The sequence below is a fragment of the Pseudomonas sp. genome, assembly GCF_050739775.1.
GTDB lineage: Bacteria > Pseudomonadota > Gammaproteobacteria > Pseudomonadales > Pseudomonadaceae > Aquipseudomonas.
This window is the reverse complement of the sequence record NZ_JBOICA010000023.1, coordinates 13,366-28,021: the sequence shown is the minus strand read 5'-3', so window position 1 is coordinate 28,021 and position 14,656 is coordinate 13,366. Positions and strand designations below refer to the sequence as shown.

The window sequence follows — 14,656 nt, the reverse complement described above, 5'->3', positions numbered from 1 at the left end:
CATGAAACGCGCGATGGCAGGTTTCAGCCTGATCGAAGTGATGCTGACCCTGGCGCTGCTCGGGTTGCTCGCCTCGATTGCCGCACCGCTGACCGAAACCCTGGTGCGCCGGGGCAAGGAGCAGGAGCTGAAAGCCGCGTTGTACCAGATCCGCGATGGCATCGACGCCTACAAGCGTGCCTTCGACGCCGGTTACATCGAAAAATCGCTGAATGCCAGCGGCTATCCCCCCAGCCTGCAGGTGCTGGTGGACGGCGTGCGCGATGTGCGCAGCGCCAAAGGCGCCAAGTTCTACTTCCTGCGGCGCATCCCCCACGACCCGTTGCTCAGCCGCAAGAAAGACGACGAAGGCGGTTGGGGACTGCGCGCCTACGACAGTTCGGCACAAAGCCCGCGTGAAGGGGAGGACGTCTTCGACGTCTACTCCAAGGCGTCGGGCAAGGGCCTTAACGGCATCGCCTACGGACAATGGTGACCAGCATGCGACGCAACCAAGGCTTTACCCTGATCGAGTTGCTGGTGGTGATGGCGATCATCGCCACCTTGATGACCATTGCCATGCCGCGCTACTTCCAGAGCCTGGAAACCTCGCGAGAGGCCACCCTGCGCCAGAGCCTGGCGGTGATGCGCGAAGCGCTGGATCACTACTACGGCGACACCGGGCGTTATCCCGAGTCGCTGGAGCAACTGGTCGAGCACCGCTACCTGCGCAACGCCCCGCTGGACCCGATCACCGAGCGCCGCGACCAGTGGCAGGTAGTGGCGCCTCCGGAAGGCGTGGCCGGTTCCGTGGCCGATATCAAGAGCGGTGCAACCGGGAGGGCGCGTGATGGCAGCTTATATGCCGAGTGGTAGCGGCGCCGAGGCGGGCTTCACCTACCTGGGCGTGCTGTTGCTGATCGCCGTGACCGGGATTGCCCTGGGTTCGACCGTCACCCTGTGGTCGACCCAGGCCCTGCGCGAACGTGAGCGTGACCTGCTCTGGGTCGGTAGCCAGTATGCCCAGGCCTTGCGCAGCTACTACCGCAACTCGCCAGGCCTGGCTCAGTACCCGCAGACCCTGGACGAACTGCTTGAGGACCCGCGCTATCCAAACCGCAAACGCCACCTGCGCCGCTTGTATCCCGATCCGATTACCGGCAGCGACGACTGGGGTTTGCTGCGCTCTATCGACGGGCGCATCACCGGGGTCCACAGCCGTTCGGAGCAGACACCGCTGAAACAGACCGGCTTTGCCGCCCAGTGGTCGGACTTTGAGGGCCTTGAGCACTACTCCGATTGGCAGTTCGTGGCCGAAAAAGCCTTTGCCGAATCCGCCGCCGGTGGGCAAAAGGGCCTTGCCCAGGGAGCAGAACAATGAACCGCAAACTGACGGCCTGCGCCCTGGCCCTGGTGCTGCTGGCCGGCACCGCCCGTGGCGGCGGCGAGGACGAGATGATGGGCTTTATCGTCGACAACACCATCTCGCATATCGGCCACGAATTCTATTACAGCTTCGCCGAGCGGCTGCGTGCCACCAGCCGCCTGGATTTCAACCTGGTGGTACGGGAACGACCGGATGCACGCTGGGGCAGCCTGGTGACGGTCGAGTATGAGCAACGTGTGATCTACCGGCGTTTTCTGCCACCCAACACCACAGCGCTGAAAGACGCCGCCTATGAAGCGGCTGACCTGGTCAAGGCGCAGATCATCCAGCGCAAGCTGCAGATGCTGCTGCAGGACACCACCGATCTTGAGAGGGACGAGCTATGAACAACAATACCTGCCGCCTGGCCTCCCTGGTCCTGCTGACTGCCTTGGGCAGCCAGGCCAGTGCCACCGAACTGGTGTACACCCCGGTCAACCCGGCGTTTGGCGGCAACCCGCTGAACGGCACCTGGTTGCTCAATAACGCCCAGGCGCAGAACGACCATGAAGACCCGGATATCAAGGAGCGTGCCTCGGCACTGGCCGGCACTTCAGCCTTGGAGCGCTTCACCAGCCAGCTTGAATCGCGGCTGCTGTCGCAACTGCTCAACAACATCAACAACGGCACTACCGGCAGCCTGCAGACGGATGCATTCATCATCAACGTGCTCGATGACTCTGGGGCTTTGACTGTCCAGATTACCGACCGGGCAACAGGTGAAATTTCAGAAGTTCTGGTGAACGGCCTGAACCCTTGAAGGGTGGGACAATGGGGAGTGACAATCATGAAACGATTTCTGACCACACTGCTGATCCTGGCCACCTTGCAAGGCTGCAGCCTGCGCAAACCGATGCCGGCCGAGCAGGACGGCGAAAGCCCGACGCTTACGCCGCGGGCCTCGACCTACTACGACCTGCTCAACATGCCCCGGCCCAAAGGCCGGCTGATGGCGGTTGTGTATGGCTTTCGCGACCAGACCGGGCAATACAAACCGACCCCGGCCAGTTCTTTTTCCACCAGCGTCACCCAGGGGGCGGCGAGCATGCTGATGGACGCCTTGCAGGCCAGCGGCTGGTTCGTGGTGCTGGAGCGTGAAGGGCTGCAGAACCTGCTGACTGAACGCAAGATCATTCGCGCTTCACAGAAAAAGCCTGACACGCCGGTGAACATTCAGGGGGAACTGCCACCCCTGCAGGCGGCCAACCTGATGCTTGAAGGCGGCATCATCGCCTACGACACCAACGTGCGCAGTGGTGGTGAGGGGGCGCGGTATCTGGGGATCGACATATCCCGCGAGTACCGGGTCGACCAGGTGTCGGTCAACCTGAGGGCAGTGGATGTGCGCAGCGGCCAGGTGCTGGCCAACGTCATGACCAGCAAGACCATCTACTCGGTCGGGCGCAGCGCCGGGGTGTTCAAGTTCATCGAGTTCAAGAAGTTGCTGGAAGCCGAGGTGGGCTACACCACCAACGAACCGGCACAGCTGTGTGTGTTGTCGGCCATCGAGTCAGCGGTGGGGCACTTGCTGGCTCAAGGTATCGAGCGGCGCTTGTGGCAAGTGGCGAGTGATGACAGCGGCGACAAGGCGACCCTGGACAAATACCTGAGTCAGTATCAAGCCCCGTGAGTGGGAGCAAGTGCCCGCGATTGCGGTTTCTCAGTCAAATCGCATCGCGGGGCAAGCCCCCACAAAGTCAGTGGGTTGGGCAGCCCTGTTCCTTGACGATTCGCGTGGTCGACGGCGGATACTTGGCCAGCTTCGCCGCCGCCCGTGGTGGTCGCTTCACCAACTCACCGCCGCAGTTAGGGCACTGGCCCTTGAGCTGATGTTCATTACAGTCCTTGCAAAATGTGCATTCGAACGAGCAGATCAGCGCATCCTGGCTGTCACCGGGCAGGCCGCGGCCGCAGCATTCACAGTTGGGGCGCAGTTCGAGCATGGTCAGCTCCTCTGTCAGGGGCGATAGAGATGGGCATGGCTGGCGCGGTACAGCGCCGATTCGGAAAAGCTGTCGCTGGCCAGCACGTGGCCCACGAGAATCAATGCGGTACGGCGAAAACCCTTGGCCTGTACCTGCTGGACAATACCATCAAGGGTGGCGAGCACCCAGTCCTGATCTGGCCAGGTAGCGCGATGGACCACCGCAATCGGGCAATCACCGCCGTAATGCGGGCGCAGTTCCTCGACAATCTTCTCCAGGTGCTTGACCCCAAGGTGAATCGCCAGAGTGCTCCGATGATGGGCCAGGTCAGCCAGTTGCTCGCCTGGCGGCATCGGTGACTTGTCCCCGTAGCGGGTGAGGATCACCGTCTGGGCAATGTCCGGCAAGGTCAGTTCGCAGCCGAGCAGGGCGGCGCTGGCGGCCACTGCGGTAACGCCGGGGACGATCTCGTAGGGAATGCCCAGCTCGCGCAGGTAACGGATCTGCTCACCGATGGCACCGTACAGGCTCGGGTCACCACTGTGCACACGGGCCACGTCCAGGCCCTGGTCGTGCGCGTGCTGGATGGCTTCGATGATCTGCGTCAGGTGCAGCTCGGCGCTGTTGATGACCGTCTCGGCGCGATGCCCTTCGAGCACGGCGGCCGGTACCAGGGAACCGGCATAGATGATCACCGGGCAGCGATGGATCAGGCGCTGGCCCTTGACGGTGATCAGCTCGGGATCGCCGGGGCCGGCACCGATGAAATAGACGGTCATGCAGAGTCCTTGAAAAGAAAGCGCTGATTATCCGCCAAAGCCTGTGGCCGTGGCCAATGCCAGGCTGGCGTCGCTCAGCAGGGTACGGGTAACGCGCAGCTGTGCCGAGCCTGCGAGATGCTCGGCCAGCGCCAGCGCCGCGCTTTCGGCGACGCCGTAGCAACCGCTGTGCTGGTAGGCAACTGCTGAGCGATGGCTCAGGCGCTGCTCGAAGGCGGCCAGTTGTGTGACGGAGAAGAATAGCAGAGGGACCTTGAGTCGCCGGGCCAGTTGTTGCAGCCCGGGCTCGTCGTGCTTGAGGTCGATACTGGCAAGGCCCGCGACTGCGCTCAGAGGCAAGTCGTGGGCCTTGAGGGTCTGTTCCAGCAGCTTGCCCAGGGTTTCGGCTGGGCAACCTCGCCGGCAACCCAGGCCGACGAACACTTGCATGGGCTTCAGGCCTGGCTCGGGCGACGGAACAACCAAGCACTGATCAGACCCAGGGCCAGCCAGAACGCGGCGTTGGTCAGCAGGGACGCGACCTTGAACTCGGCTTCCAGGGCTTCTGGGGCAAGCATTTCATGCACTTCAGGTTGCGGCGCGCCAATTACATGAGGCACCACCAGCAGCACCACGCCCAGCGCTTTAAGCAGCCAGTTGTGGGCGAACACGATCAACCCAAGCCCGACGGCGGTGGCGGCAGCGGTACCGACCCACCAGGTCTGGCGCTGGGCCAGATCGGCTGCAGCAGTACCTGGCAGTTCTGCTGGCAGGCCCAGAGTAGGCGCCAGGCAGAACACGGCAAAACCACCCAGCCCCCACAGTGCGCCACTGACCACGCTGTTTGGCGAGCGCAGGGTATAGAGTGCGGCGAGGATCAGGGCAAATCCAACGGCAACGACCAGGTTGCCTCCGGTGGTCGACAGAACACGCTGCCAGCCGTCTTCCGGCGCCCAGGCTTCGCTGTCGTGGTGGTGATCGGCAGCCACACCAGGGGCATGTTCATGCGCTTCAACCGCAGGCGCTGCGCTTTCATAGGTTTCCGCTTGAAGAATCAGCGGCGCGACCCAGAAGCTTTGCAGCAGGGTCAGCAACAGGGCGGCCAGCAGGCCGGCAAACCCTGCGGTACTGGCAATACGCTTGATCATCGGATGGCACTCAGTGGCAAGGGAAGGCGGCGCTGTGGCGGGTATCGTGGGCAGCGTTGTGCACCGCTTCGATGTGCGAGAAACCGGCAAAGTACACTAGGCACAGGCCCAGCAGCGAGGCACCGACGGCAACCAGCAGGCGCTGGCTGAGGCTTGAAGGGGTAACGGCTGAGTGACTGGCGGTACTGATAGGCATGGCGCTTTCCTCTTGGTGTTGTTCGGCAACAGGCAAGCGCAGGAAACCCCTGCACGGAACTCGTCCAGGGGTTGCAACAGCGCCCGCCCACCGCGGGTTTGTCAGATCAGTGTTGGGCCGGTCTCCGGGCTGGCGAGGGCTGAAAGACTGCTCAGCCAAAGGCGTCACCTTCCCATGCCGGACTACGGGCACAGTGGTTCTGACGCTTTTCTCACTTACCGTTGCGGGGGCAGCACCGGAGTTGTCGTACACCTCTGATAAAAGATGTATGACGCACCGGTTTCCCAGTTTCACCCTGTCAAGGGCACCCAAACGAATAGCGCTAGCAAATCACGGGCGAAGGCAGGCGTCAATCGTGACAGCAGTTGACCGCTCACCGGCCACTGCGTAGCCTAGCCGCTTCGAGGTTCTTCGGCGCTGGCCGAAGCTAAGACGGGAACGCGGTTGAAGCCGCGGCTGCCCCCGCAACTGTAAGCATTGAAAGGTTCGACACAGCCACTGCGTCCCCGCGGGAAGGCGTCGTTCGACTGGCCCTAAGCCGGTGCAATGCAAGCCAGGAGACCTGCCTCGGACAGTTTCCGACATAAACCGGGCGGGGTGATCCGGTGGCGAACGCGCCCAGGCATAGATGCTTGTGGCTCTCGTCCCGCATGCCCGCCATCCTGCCAAGGGCATCGACATGAAAACACTGGCCAAACTCCCCGTCACCATCGTTACCGGCTTCCTCGGCTCGGGCAAGACCACGCTGCTGCGGCATATGCTCGACAACGCCCAGGGGCGGCGTATCGCGGTGATCGTCAACGAGTTCGGCGAGCTGGGCATCGACGGCGAGATCCTCAAGCAGTGCAGCATCGGCTGCACTGAAGAAGAGGCCAGCGGCCGCGTTTATGAACTGGCCAACGGTTGCCTGTGCTGCACCGTGCAGGAAGAGTTCTTCCCGGTGATGCGCGAACTGGTGGCCCGTCGTGGCGACCTCGACCACATCCTCATCGAAACCAGCGGCCTGGCCCTGCCCAAGCCGCTGGTGCAAGCCTTCCAGTGGCCAGAAATCCGCAACGCCTGCACGGTTGACGCGGTGATCACCGTGGTCGACAGCCCGGCTGTGGCGGCGGGCACCTTTGCTGCCTATCCGGAGCAGGTCGATGCCCAGCGCAAGCTTGACCCGAACCTGGACCATGAATCGCCGCTGCATGAACTGTTCGCCGACCAGTTGGCCAGCGCCGACCTGGTGGTGCTGAACAAGGCCGACCTGATTGCCGCCGATGACCTGGCCAAGGTCCGTGCCGAAGTGCAGGAAGAGCTGCCGCCAGCAGTCAAAGTGATCGAAGCCAGCAGCGGCCGCCTGCCACTGGAAGTACTGCTGGGCCTGGGCGCCGAATCCGAAGCGCATATCGATGGCCGTCGTACTCACCATGATTCGCACCATGACGGTGACGATCACGACGATCACGACCACGATGCCTTCGACTCGGTCTCCATCGAACTGCCCGAAGCCGACGAAAGTCTGCTGCTCGACGCCTTGACCCAACTGGTGGTACAGCATGGCATCCTGCGGGTCAAAGGTTTTGCGGCAATCCCGGGCAAACCGATGCGCTTACTGATCCAGGGTGTAGGCACCCGCTTCGACAAGCACTTCGACCGCGCCTGGCGCAGCGAAGAGCTGCGCACCACGCGCCTGGTGCTGATCGGCCAGGAACTGGATGCGGCGCATCTGGAAGCGAGCCTGCGCGCCGCCCTGAGCGCCTGATCCATGCACCTGCTGCGGACCCAGCCCGGTGGTTTTGTACCGGATGACAGTATTGCCGACCTCGGCCAGACCCCGGCCGAGCTGGTCATTCTCTGCAGCGGCGACTCGCACCTGGCACTGCTGGCCGAAACCGCCCAGCAGCTGCCCGAGGATTTCCCCAGCCTGCGTCTGGCCAACCCGATGCAGGTACAAAATCATGCTTCGGTCGACCTTTATGTCGACGAGGTATTGCGCCATGCCAAGGTGATTCTGCTGTCGCTGCACGGCGGCGTCGGCTATTGGCGTTACGGTGTCGAACAGTTGCTGGAGCTGGCGGCACGTGGCGTGCAGTTGATCCTGGTGCCGGGTGATGATCGCCCGGACCCGGAGCTTACTCGCTTAAGTAGCGTGTCGGCAGCGCAGTCCGAGCGGCTCTGGCACTTCTTGCGCCAGGGCGGCAAGGCCAATGCCCTGAACCTGTTCAATTGCCTGGCCAGCCAGTGGTTGCAACGCGATTACCCCTGGAGCGAGCCGCAACAGCTGCCGCGCACGGCGGTGTATCACCCGCGCAAGGCCAGCGCCGAGTTGGCTGACTGGTTCTCCGAGTGGCAGGCTGAACAGCCGGTGGTGCCGATCCTGTTTTATCGCTCGCACCTGCAGGCGGCCAACACTGCCTTTATTGACACCTTCTGCGAACGCTTGCAGCTCGCCAGGCTCAACCCTTTGCCGATCGCGGTGGCCAGCCTCAAGGAGGCCGGTTGCCTGAGTCAGGTGGAGGACTGGCTGGACCAGGTCGACGCGGCGTTGATCATCAACACCACCGGCTTTGCCCAGTCCAGCCCGGAGCAACCGCACCTGCGGCCGTTTCGCCGGGATATCCCGGTGCTGCAGGCAATCTGCGCCCAGGACAACGAGCCGGGCTGGCAGGCCAGCGAGCAAGGCTTGGGTGCCCGCGACCTGGCCATGCACATCGTCTTGCCGGAACTGGACGGGCGCATCATCACCCGGCCGATCAGTTTCAAGGACCTGGCCTGGCGCAGTGAGCGCAGCCAGTCGGATGTGGTCTGTTATCGCCCGCATGCCGAACGCATGGACTTTGTCGCCGAACTGGCGCGACGCTGGTGCGATCTGGCGCAGTTGCCGAACCAGGACAAGCGCGTGGCCTTGATCCTGGCCAACTACCCGACCCGCGATGGGCGTATCGGCAACGGTGTCGGCCTGGATACGCCAGCGGCAGCCTTGAACATCCTGCGTGCCCTGCAAGCGCAGGGCTACCCGTTGAGCGCCTTGCCCGAAAGCGGCACGGCGCTGATCCAGGCACTGCTGGGTGGCGTCAGCAATGACCTGGACAGCCTTGACCAGCGCCCCTGCCTGCAGAGCATGGCCCTGGAAGACTATCGCAATGCCTTTGCCACCTTGCCTCAGGCCAATCAGGATGCCGTGCGCAAGCGCTGGGGGGAGCCTGAGCAGGACCCGATGCTGCGCAATGGACGGATGATGGTCGCCGGCCTGCGCTTTGGCCTGACCTTTGTCGGTATCCAGCCGGCCCGCGGCTATCAGTTGGACCAGAGTGCGGTCTACCACGATCCCGACCTGGTGCCGCCACACGGCTACCTGGCGTTCTATTTCTGGTTGCGCCATGGCTTTGCCGCCGATGCGTTGATCCATGTCGGCAAGCACGGCAACCTGGAGTGGTTGCCGGGCAAGGGCGTGGGCTTGTCCGCCAGTTGCTGGCCGGACGCGTTGATCGGGCCGTTGCCCAACATCTATCCGTTCATCGTCAATGACCCGGGCGAGGGCGCCCAGGCCAAGCGCCGGACCCAGGCGGTGATTATCGATCACTTGATGCCACCGTTGACCCGTGCCGAAACCTACGGGCCACTGCGTCACCTCGAAGCGCTGGCCGACGAATACTACGAGGCGCAACTGCTCGACCCGCGCCGTGCCCGCGAGCTGCAACGGGATATTCTCGAGCTGCTGCGCGATAACCATATTGACCGCGAGCTGCAACTTGAAGGCGCGCTGGATGACGCGGCAGTGTGGTTGCCGCGTCTGGACACCTATTTGTGCGATCTAAAGGAGTCGCAGATCCGCGATGGCCTGCATGTGTTCGGTGAGTCGCCGACCGGGCGCTTGCGCATCGATACCTTGCTGGCGCTGTTGCGGGTCGAGCGTGGTGATGGCCGTGGCGCCAATGCCAGCTTGCTGCGGGCGTTGGCCAAAGCCCTGGCGCTGGGGTTCGATCCGCTCGATTGTGACCTTGGTGAGCCCTGGGATGGCCCGCGTCCGGCGCTGTTGCAGGCACAGGATGAGGCGCTGTGGCGGACCACGGGCGATACCCGCGAACGCCTGGAACTCCTCGCCGGACATTACCTCGCACACACCTTGGCAGGTACCGCTGAAGTGCCCCAGGAGCCGCTGTGGTCAGACGTGCGCGCTGTACTCGCGTCCCTGCAACAAACCGTCGCACCGCAACTGGATGCCTGTGGCCCTGCAGAACTGCAAGGGCTGCTAGCGGCCTTGCAAGGGCGCTTCGTTCCGGCAGGCCCCAGCGGCGCACCCAGTCGCGGACGTCTGGACGTGCTGCCGACCGGGCGCAACTTCTATACCGTCGATGTACGCAACCTGCCGACCACCACGGCTTGGCGCATCGGGTTTGCCTCGGCCAACCTGATACTCGAACGCCACCTGCAGGACCATGGCGACCACTTGCGCCAGCTCGGCCTGTCGGTATGGGGCACCGCAACCATGCGTACCGGTGGCGATGATATCGCCCAGGCCATGGCCCTGCTTGGCGTGCGCCCGGTGTGGGCCAGTGGTAGCCAGCGGGTCGATGACTTTGAAATCCTGCCCTTGAGCCTGCTTGACCGGCCACGGGTGGATGTGACGTTACGCGTCTCGGGGTTCTTCCGCGATGCCTTCGGCAACCTCATCAAACTATTCGACGCAGCGGTTCAGGCGGTGGCGGCGCTGGATGAGCCCGATGACCTCAACCCGCTCGCGGCCAGGGTCCGCAGCGAGCGGGTCGAGTTTGAGCGCCAGGGCTTGAGCAGCGAGCAGGCTGCGCGCCAGGCCGGTTGGCGGATTTTTGGCGCCAAGCCCGGGGCCTATGGCGCCGGCGTACAGAACGCTATCGACGGGCATTTGTGGCATGAGCGCAAGGATCTGGCCGAGGTCTACCTCAACCACGGCGGTTATGCTTACGGCGCAGCGGATGAAGGCACACCGGCGCGGGCCGACTTTGCCCGGCGCCTGAGTCAGGTCCAGGCGGTGCTTCAGAACCAGGACAATCACGAGCACGACTTGCTCGATTCCAACGACTATTACCAGTTTCAAGGTGGCATGCTGGCGGCAGTTGAAAGTCTGGGAAGCAAGCCAGCAGCCAGTTACCACGGCGACCACAGTCAGCCGGACCGTCCGCGCATCCGCACCTTGAAAGAAGAACTCAACCGGGTCATTCGTGCCCGTGCGCTCAATCCGAAATGGATCGACGGGGTCAAGCGTCATGGCTACAAAGGTGCTTTCGAGCTGGCGGCCACGGTCGACAACCTGTTCGCCTTCGATGCCACCACGCACCTGATCGACGACCACCATTACCAGGCGCTGGCCGAGGCTTATGTGCTTGACGGCCCGACCCGCGACTTTATCCGCCAGCACAATCCCCAAGCCCTGCGCGATATCACCGAGCGCCTGCTCGAAGCCCAGCAGCGAGGCCTGTGGGAGGAACCGGGGGATTACCGCGCGGCTCTCGAAGAGCAATTGCTGGAAGGCGAAGAAGAGACCTGAGATGACTGAACCTGCACATTTTCCGCTGTCGGCCGTGGTCGGCGCCGATGAATTGAAGCTCGCTCTGTGCCTGACCGCTATCGATCCGAAAATCGGTGGTGTGCTGATCGAAGGCCCGCGCGGTATGGCCAAGAGTACACTGGCCCGAGGCCTTGCCGATTTGCTCGGCGAAGGACCGTTCGTGACCCTGCCGCTGGGTGCCAGCGAAGAGCGTCTGGTCGGCACCCTCGATCTGGACGCCGCGCTGGGGCAGGGCAAGGCACAGTTCTCCCCAGGCGTCTTGGCCAAGGCCGACGGTGGCGTGCTCTATGTCGATGAGGTCAACCTGCTGGCCGACCATCTGGTCGACCTGCTTCTGGACGTTGCTGCCAGTGGCACCAACCGGGTCGAGCGCGACGGCATTTCCCATCGCCACAGTGCGCGATTCGTACTGATTGGCACCATGAACCCGGAAGAGGGTGAACTGCGCCCGCAATTACTCGATCGTTTCGGACTCAATGTGGCCCTTGATGGTCAGCCGGAACCCGAGGCCCGCGGGCAGATTATCCGCCGGCGGCTGGATTTCGATGCCGATCCTGAGGCTTTTGGCGCGCAGTGGGCTGCGGCACAGGCGCAATTGCGCGCGCGCTGCCAGGCTGCCCGTGAACAACTGCCACTGATCGCCCTGGACGATCAGACCCTAGCGCAGATCACCGAGCGCTGTTTTGCCGCCGGGGTCGATGGCTTGCGCGCCGACCTGGTCTGGCTGCGCGCCGCCCGCGCCCATGCCGCCTGGCGCGGTGCTGGGCAGATCGAAGCGCAGGATATTGAGGCAGTGGCCGAGTTTGCCTTGCGTCATCGGCGCCGCGAAGTACCGCAATCGCCTGCGCATAGCCCAGCACCAGAACCTCAGGCTGGCCAAGGGGCGGGTATCCAGCAAGGGCAGGGCGCCTGGGGCGAAATGCTGCCGCAAGCGACAGCGACCGGTGCCCGGCGTGAGGTGCCGAACTGGGCAAAAAAGCCCTGAGCATCCGTCGACCCCAGGTGGCGGATGCCAGGCCCCGCCCAGGGGCGCTCAAGCAAGGACAGCGCGGGCGTGCCCGCGAGGCAACGCCGGGCCAGGTAGCCTGGCCGGCCACCTTGCTCAAGGGCCGTCCCCGCCAGCGCCGTGACCTGTGTTGGCAGCAGCGCACCGCCAGCGCCCATGAACTGTGGTTGGTGATCGTCGATGCCTCGGCTTCGACCCGCCATTACCAGGCGCTAAGTCAGGCCAAGGGGCTGCTGGCCGGGCTCTTCGATCAGGCTTACCGGCAACGTGCACGCCTGACCCTGCTCACCGCCAGCGGCAACGCGCCGCGCTGGCAGCGGCATGGCCTTAAAGCCTCGGCAGCCCTGCAGCCCTGGCTCGACAGCCTGGGCGCAGGCGGTGGTACACCCTTGTTGGCCGCCCTGGGGCAGGCGCGGCACTGGCTGCAGGCACGCCAACGTCAGCATCCAGAAGAACAGCAGCGCTGTCTGGTGCTGACTGACGGCCGGCTCAAAGCCTGGGAGCCGCTGCAACCGCTTCCGTGCCCGAGCCTGTTGGTGGATATCGAATGTTCGCCAGTGCGCCTGGGACGCGCGCATTTATTGGCGCAGCAGTTACAGGCCGACTACCGGTCGATTGAAAGTTTCAAGATCGTTGGATAAATAAAGCGCGTATAGAACAGTACGTTAGGAATTCTGCGGCGAAGTGCCGCAGTATAATTTTTTGCAATAACGAAGTTGCCGGGTGCGCACCGCGAAGATGCGCAGCCAATATCAAAACAGGTGCCGCTACTACTTACTTTGGCATCGACCAGGGCTGCAGGTCGCACCCTTGTTTTTTCAACTCGGCGCGCATTTCTTCAATCAGGCTGGCCAGTTGAGCCGGGTCGGAATAGGTGCTGCTGGGCACCTGCTTGCTGCCAATGCGGGTGCTGGTCCGGTCGATCACTGCCAGGCTCAGTTCACCTGTACCATTAGGCGAATCCCAAGCAACACACTGGAAGGGTTCGAAGGCGTGGTCGGCAATCAGCAGTGCTTCGTTGACACGCAGCGGGGCGTTCATGGGTTCGGTCTCTCTGTGGGCCCAAACAAGATAAAACAACCGCGTTAGCGGTGAGTTACTTGTACTGATGCACGCAGTACAGGGTCGAGTCACAACAGGCTTCAAGTTTTTTTGTTTATCGGTAAAAAAACAGCGATGACGTGCGCGGCCTGAGACGTTGAAAGTTCAAGAAAATTCCCCGTAAGGTACTGGTTTTGGCGCTTTGCTGACAGGCGGTAGTGGGCGTTTGACGCATCGTTGCTACTGTTACAAACGGGCCTGCCAACTTGCTGTTTCTATTTAAATTTCCAACAATTGGCGCCAAGGAAAGGTCATGCTTGAACCTGCATCCAATCGCCGCCTGCTGATCGTCGACCCTTGCGACGACTGCCACCGCTTATTGCCAGGCCTGCGCAATGTCGGCTGGGATGTACACAGCTGTACCTTGCCCTCGGCCCTGGAGCATCCCTGCGATGTCGGCCTGTTGCGCCTGCAAGCCTCGCACCTGCAGCATCCGGATGCGGTCAAAGATCTAATCAGTCGCAGCAATACCGAGTGGATTGCCGTGCTCAGCGCCGATGAGCTGCGCATGCAGAACGTCGGCGATTTTGTCTGTGAATGGTTCTTCGATTTCCATACCTTGCCGTTTGATGTCTCGCGGGTACAGGTCACCATTGGCCGTGCCTTCGGCATGGCGCGCCTGCGGGGCAAGGGCAATGTTCATGTGGATGAGCCCGAGCACGAACTGCTGGGTGACAGCCGACCGATTCGCGAGCTGCGCAAGTTGCTCAGCAAACTGGCGCCCACCGAGTCGCCGGTACTGATTCGTGGCGAGAGCGGTACGGGCAAGGAGCTGGTGGCGCGCACCCTGCACCGCCAGTCGCAGCGCCATGATAAACCTTTTGTGCCGATCAACTGCGGGGCGATCCCTGAGCACCTGATTCAGTCCGAACTGTTCGGCCATGAAAAAGGCGCGTTCACCGGGGCCCACCAGCGCAAGATCGGCCGCATCGAGGCCGCCAACGGCGGTACCCTGTTTCTTGACGAAATCGGTGACCTGCCCCTGGAATTGCAGGCCAACCTGTTGCGCTTTCTCCAGGAAAAACACATCGAGCGGGTCGGCGGTAGTCAACCGATTACGGTCGACGTGCGGGTGCTGGCGGCCACTCACGTTGACCTGGAACAGGCCATCGACCGAGGCCGCTTTCGCGAGGACCTGTATTACCGGCTCAATGTCCTGCAGGTGGTGACTGCGCCCTTGCGTGACCGCCATGGCGACCTGTCGATGCTGGCCAGCCATTTCTCGCATTTCTACAGCCTGGAAACCGGACGCCGGCCACGTTCTTTCAGCGAGGACGCCTTGGCGGCGATGGGCAAGCACGAATGGCCGGGGAATGTCCGCGAACTGGCCAACCGGGTACGCCGTGGCCTGGTCCTGGCCGAAGGTCGGCAGATCGAGGCCCAGGACCTGGGGTTGCTCAGTCAGCATGCTTTCGCACCGAGCATGGGTACCCTCGAAGATTACAAACACCGGGCCGAGCGCCAGGCGTTGTGCGATGTGCTCAATCGGCACAGCGACAACTTGAGTATTGCCGCCAAGGTTCTGGGGGTTTCCCGGCCAACCTTCTACCGGCTGCTGCATAAGCATCAGATTCGCTGAGCGCT

17 protein-coding genes and 2 riboswitches are annotated in these 14,656 nt (G+C 62.9%); of the genes, 11 read left to right on the top strand and 6 right to left on the bottom strand.

Annotation, left to right across the window (positions count from 1 at the left end):
- Window position 1: 1 nt before the first annotated feature.
- From ACRESH_RS13865 to ACRESH_RS13840, 6 genes are read left to right on the top strand one after another with little or no spacing between them, the layout of a single operon-like run.
- A complete protein-coding gene (locus ACRESH_RS13865; RefSeq protein WP_431742531.1) occupies window positions 2–475 on the top strand; it encodes a prepilin-type N-terminal cleavage/methylation domain-containing protein in 474 nt (157 codons plus the stop codon).
- Between the two features lie 5 nt (window positions 476–480).
- Window positions 481–855: a type II secretion system protein gene (locus tag ACRESH_RS13860; RefSeq protein WP_431742530.1), complete on the top strand. Its 375-nt coding sequence runs from the start codon at window positions 481–483 to the stop codon at window positions 853–855.
- On the top strand, window positions 830–1,360 hold the full coding sequence (locus tag ACRESH_RS13855; RefSeq protein WP_431742529.1) for a type II secretion system protein: 531 nt from the start codon (window positions 830–832) through the stop codon (window positions 1,358–1,360). Before ACRESH_RS13860 ends, ACRESH_RS13855 begins: the two co-directional genes overlap by 26 nt.
- The gene (gene csgE / locus ACRESH_RS13850; protein ID WP_431742528.1) at window positions 1,357–1,752 is read left to right on the top strand and encodes a curli production assembly/transport protein CsgE; all 396 of its coding nucleotides are present in this window, start codon (window positions 1,357–1,359) and stop codon (window positions 1,750–1,752) included. The genes ACRESH_RS13855 and csgE overlap by 4 nt, the downstream gene beginning before the upstream one ends.
- Entirely contained in the window at window positions 1,749–2,165 is a 417-nt protein-coding gene (locus ACRESH_RS13845) for a curli assembly protein CsgF (protein WP_431742527.1), read from the top strand. The genes csgE and ACRESH_RS13845 overlap by 4 nt, the downstream gene beginning before the upstream one ends.
- 27 nt (window positions 2,166–2,192) lie before the next feature.
- Entirely contained in the window at window positions 2,193–3,035 is an 843-nt protein-coding gene (locus ACRESH_RS13840; RefSeq protein WP_431742526.1) for a CsgG/HfaB family protein, read from the top strand.
- 67 nt (window positions 3,036–3,102) lie between these two features.
- On the opposite strand, the gene ACRESH_RS13835 is transcribed toward ACRESH_RS13840, so the two are convergent.
- From ACRESH_RS13835 to ACRESH_RS13815, 5 genes are read right to left on the bottom strand one after another with little or no spacing between them, the layout of a single operon-like run.
- Window positions 3,103–3,348, bottom strand: coding sequence for a DUF1272 domain-containing protein (locus tag ACRESH_RS13835; protein WP_431742525.1), 246 nt, complete (start codon window positions 3,346–3,348; stop codon window positions 3,103–3,105).
- Between the two features lie 14 nt (window positions 3,349–3,362).
- Window positions 3,363–4,109, bottom strand: coding sequence for a precorrin-4 C(11)-methyltransferase (cobM, locus tag ACRESH_RS13830; RefSeq protein ID WP_431742524.1), 747 nt, complete (start codon window positions 4,107–4,109; stop codon window positions 3,363–3,365).
- Window positions 4,110–4,136: 27 nt separating this feature from the next.
- Window positions 4,137–4,538 (bottom strand): cobalamin biosynthesis protein, encoded by a 402-nt coding sequence (locus ACRESH_RS13825; protein ID WP_431742523.1) that lies wholly within the window; start codon window positions 4,536–4,538, stop codon window positions 4,137–4,139.
- 5 nt (window positions 4,539–4,543) lie between these two features.
- Window positions 4,544–5,236, bottom strand: a complete 693-nt coding sequence (locus ACRESH_RS13820) for a CbtA family protein (RefSeq protein WP_431742522.1) — start codon at window positions 5,234–5,236, stop codon at window positions 4,544–4,546.
- A 10-nt stretch (window positions 5,237–5,246) separates the two neighbouring features.
- Window positions 5,247–5,432, bottom strand: coding sequence for a CbtB domain-containing protein (locus ACRESH_RS13815; RefSeq protein WP_038611292.1), 186 nt, complete (start codon window positions 5,430–5,432; stop codon window positions 5,247–5,249).
- Between the two features lie 98 nt (window positions 5,433–5,530).
- Window positions 5,531–5,757, bottom strand: a riboswitch (cobalamin riboswitch).
- 62 nt (window positions 5,758–5,819) lie between these two features.
- Window positions 5,820–6,016: riboswitch (cobalamin riboswitch) on the top strand.
- 95 nt (window positions 6,017–6,111) lie between these two features.
- Here ACRESH_RS13815 and cobW point away from each other — a divergent pair.
- The 4 genes from cobW to ACRESH_RS13795 are packed head-to-tail and all read left to right on the top strand — an operon-like array spanning window position 6,112 to window position 12,612.
- Complete coding sequence (cobW, locus tag ACRESH_RS13810) at window positions 6,112–7,179, top strand: cobalamin biosynthesis protein CobW (protein ID WP_431742521.1); 1,068 nt, start codon at window positions 6,112–6,114, stop codon at window positions 7,177–7,179.
- Window positions 7,180–7,182: 3 nt separating this feature from the next.
- Complete coding sequence (gene cobN / locus ACRESH_RS13805) at window positions 7,183–10,944, top strand: cobaltochelatase subunit CobN (RefSeq protein ID WP_431742520.1); 3,762 nt, start codon at window positions 7,183–7,185, stop codon at window positions 10,942–10,944.
- Between the two features lies 1 nt (window position 10,945).
- Window positions 10,946–11,950, top strand: a complete 1,005-nt coding sequence (locus tag ACRESH_RS13800) for an ATP-binding protein (RefSeq protein ID WP_431742519.1) — start codon at window positions 10,946–10,948, stop codon at window positions 11,948–11,950.
- A gap of 17 nt (window positions 11,951–11,967) precedes the next feature.
- A complete protein-coding gene (locus tag ACRESH_RS13795; RefSeq protein ID WP_431742518.1) occupies window positions 11,968–12,612 on the top strand; it encodes a vWA domain-containing protein in 645 nt (214 codons plus the stop codon).
- 133 nt (window positions 12,613–12,745) lie between these two features.
- Here the strand turns inward: ACRESH_RS13795 and ACRESH_RS13790 are convergent, their stop codons facing one another.
- Window positions 12,746–13,012, bottom strand: coding sequence for a hypothetical protein (locus tag ACRESH_RS13790; protein ID WP_431742517.1), 267 nt, complete (start codon window positions 13,010–13,012; stop codon window positions 12,746–12,748).
- Window positions 13,013–13,325: 313 nt separating this feature from the next.
- Here ACRESH_RS13790 and ACRESH_RS13785 point away from each other — a divergent pair, with 313 nt between their 5' ends.
- Window positions 13,326–14,651: a sigma 54-interacting transcriptional regulator gene (locus ACRESH_RS13785; RefSeq protein ID WP_431742516.1), complete on the top strand. Its 1,326-nt coding sequence runs from the start codon at window positions 13,326–13,328 to the stop codon at window positions 14,649–14,651.
- The last annotated feature ends 5 nt before the right edge of the window (window positions 14,652–14,656 follow it).

Bases quoted from the DNA above. Each gene is read 5' to 3' on its own strand.
- cobN (WP_431742520.1), top strand. From the start codon at position 7,183: ATGCACCTGCTGCGGACCCAGCCCGGTGGTTTTGTACCGGATGACAGT.
- cobM (WP_431742524.1), bottom strand. From the start codon at position 4,109: ATGACCGTCTATTTCATCGGTGCCGGCCCCGGCGATCCCGAGCTGATC.
- ACRESH_RS13860 (WP_431742530.1), top strand. From the start codon at position 481: ATGCGACGCAACCAAGGCTTTACCCTGATCGAGTTGCTGGTGGTGATG.
- ACRESH_RS13815 (WP_038611292.1), bottom strand. From the start codon at position 5,432: ATGCCTATCAGTACCGCCAGTCACTCAGCCGTTACCCCTTCAAGCCTC.
- ACRESH_RS13845 (WP_431742527.1), top strand. From the start codon at position 1,749: ATGAACAACAATACCTGCCGCCTGGCCTCCCTGGTCCTGCTGACTGCC.
- ACRESH_RS13855 (WP_431742529.1), top strand. From the start codon at position 830: ATGGCAGCTTATATGCCGAGTGGTAGCGGCGCCGAGGCGGGCTTCACC.
- ACRESH_RS13840 (WP_431742526.1), top strand. From the start codon at position 2,193: ATGAAACGATTTCTGACCACACTGCTGATCCTGGCCACCTTGCAAGGC.
- csgE (WP_431742528.1), top strand. From the start codon at position 1,357: ATGAACCGCAAACTGACGGCCTGCGCCCTGGCCCTGGTGCTGCTGGCC.
- ACRESH_RS13785 (WP_431742516.1), top strand. From the start codon at position 13,326: ATGCTTGAACCTGCATCCAATCGCCGCCTGCTGATCGTCGACCCTTGC.
- ACRESH_RS13865 (WP_431742531.1), top strand. From the start codon at position 2: ATGAAACGCGCGATGGCAGGTTTCAGCCTGATCGAAGTGATGCTGACC.
- ACRESH_RS13790 (WP_431742517.1), bottom strand. From the start codon at position 13,012: ATGAACGCCCCGCTGCGTGTCAACGAAGCACTGCTGATTGCCGACCAC.
- cobW (WP_431742521.1), top strand. From the start codon at position 6,112: ATGAAAACACTGGCCAAACTCCCCGTCACCATCGTTACCGGCTTCCTC.
- ACRESH_RS13835 (WP_431742525.1), bottom strand. From the start codon at position 3,348: ATGCTCGAACTGCGCCCCAACTGTGAATGCTGCGGCCGCGGCCTGCCC.
- ACRESH_RS13820 (WP_431742522.1), bottom strand. From the start codon at position 5,236: ATGATCAAGCGTATTGCCAGTACCGCAGGGTTTGCCGGCCTGCTGGCC.
- ACRESH_RS13825 (WP_431742523.1), bottom strand. From the start codon at position 4,538: ATGCAAGTGTTCGTCGGCCTGGGTTGCCGGCGAGGTTGCCCAGCCGAA.
- ACRESH_RS13800 (WP_431742519.1), top strand. From the start codon at position 10,946: ATGACTGAACCTGCACATTTTCCGCTGTCGGCCGTGGTCGGCGCCGAT.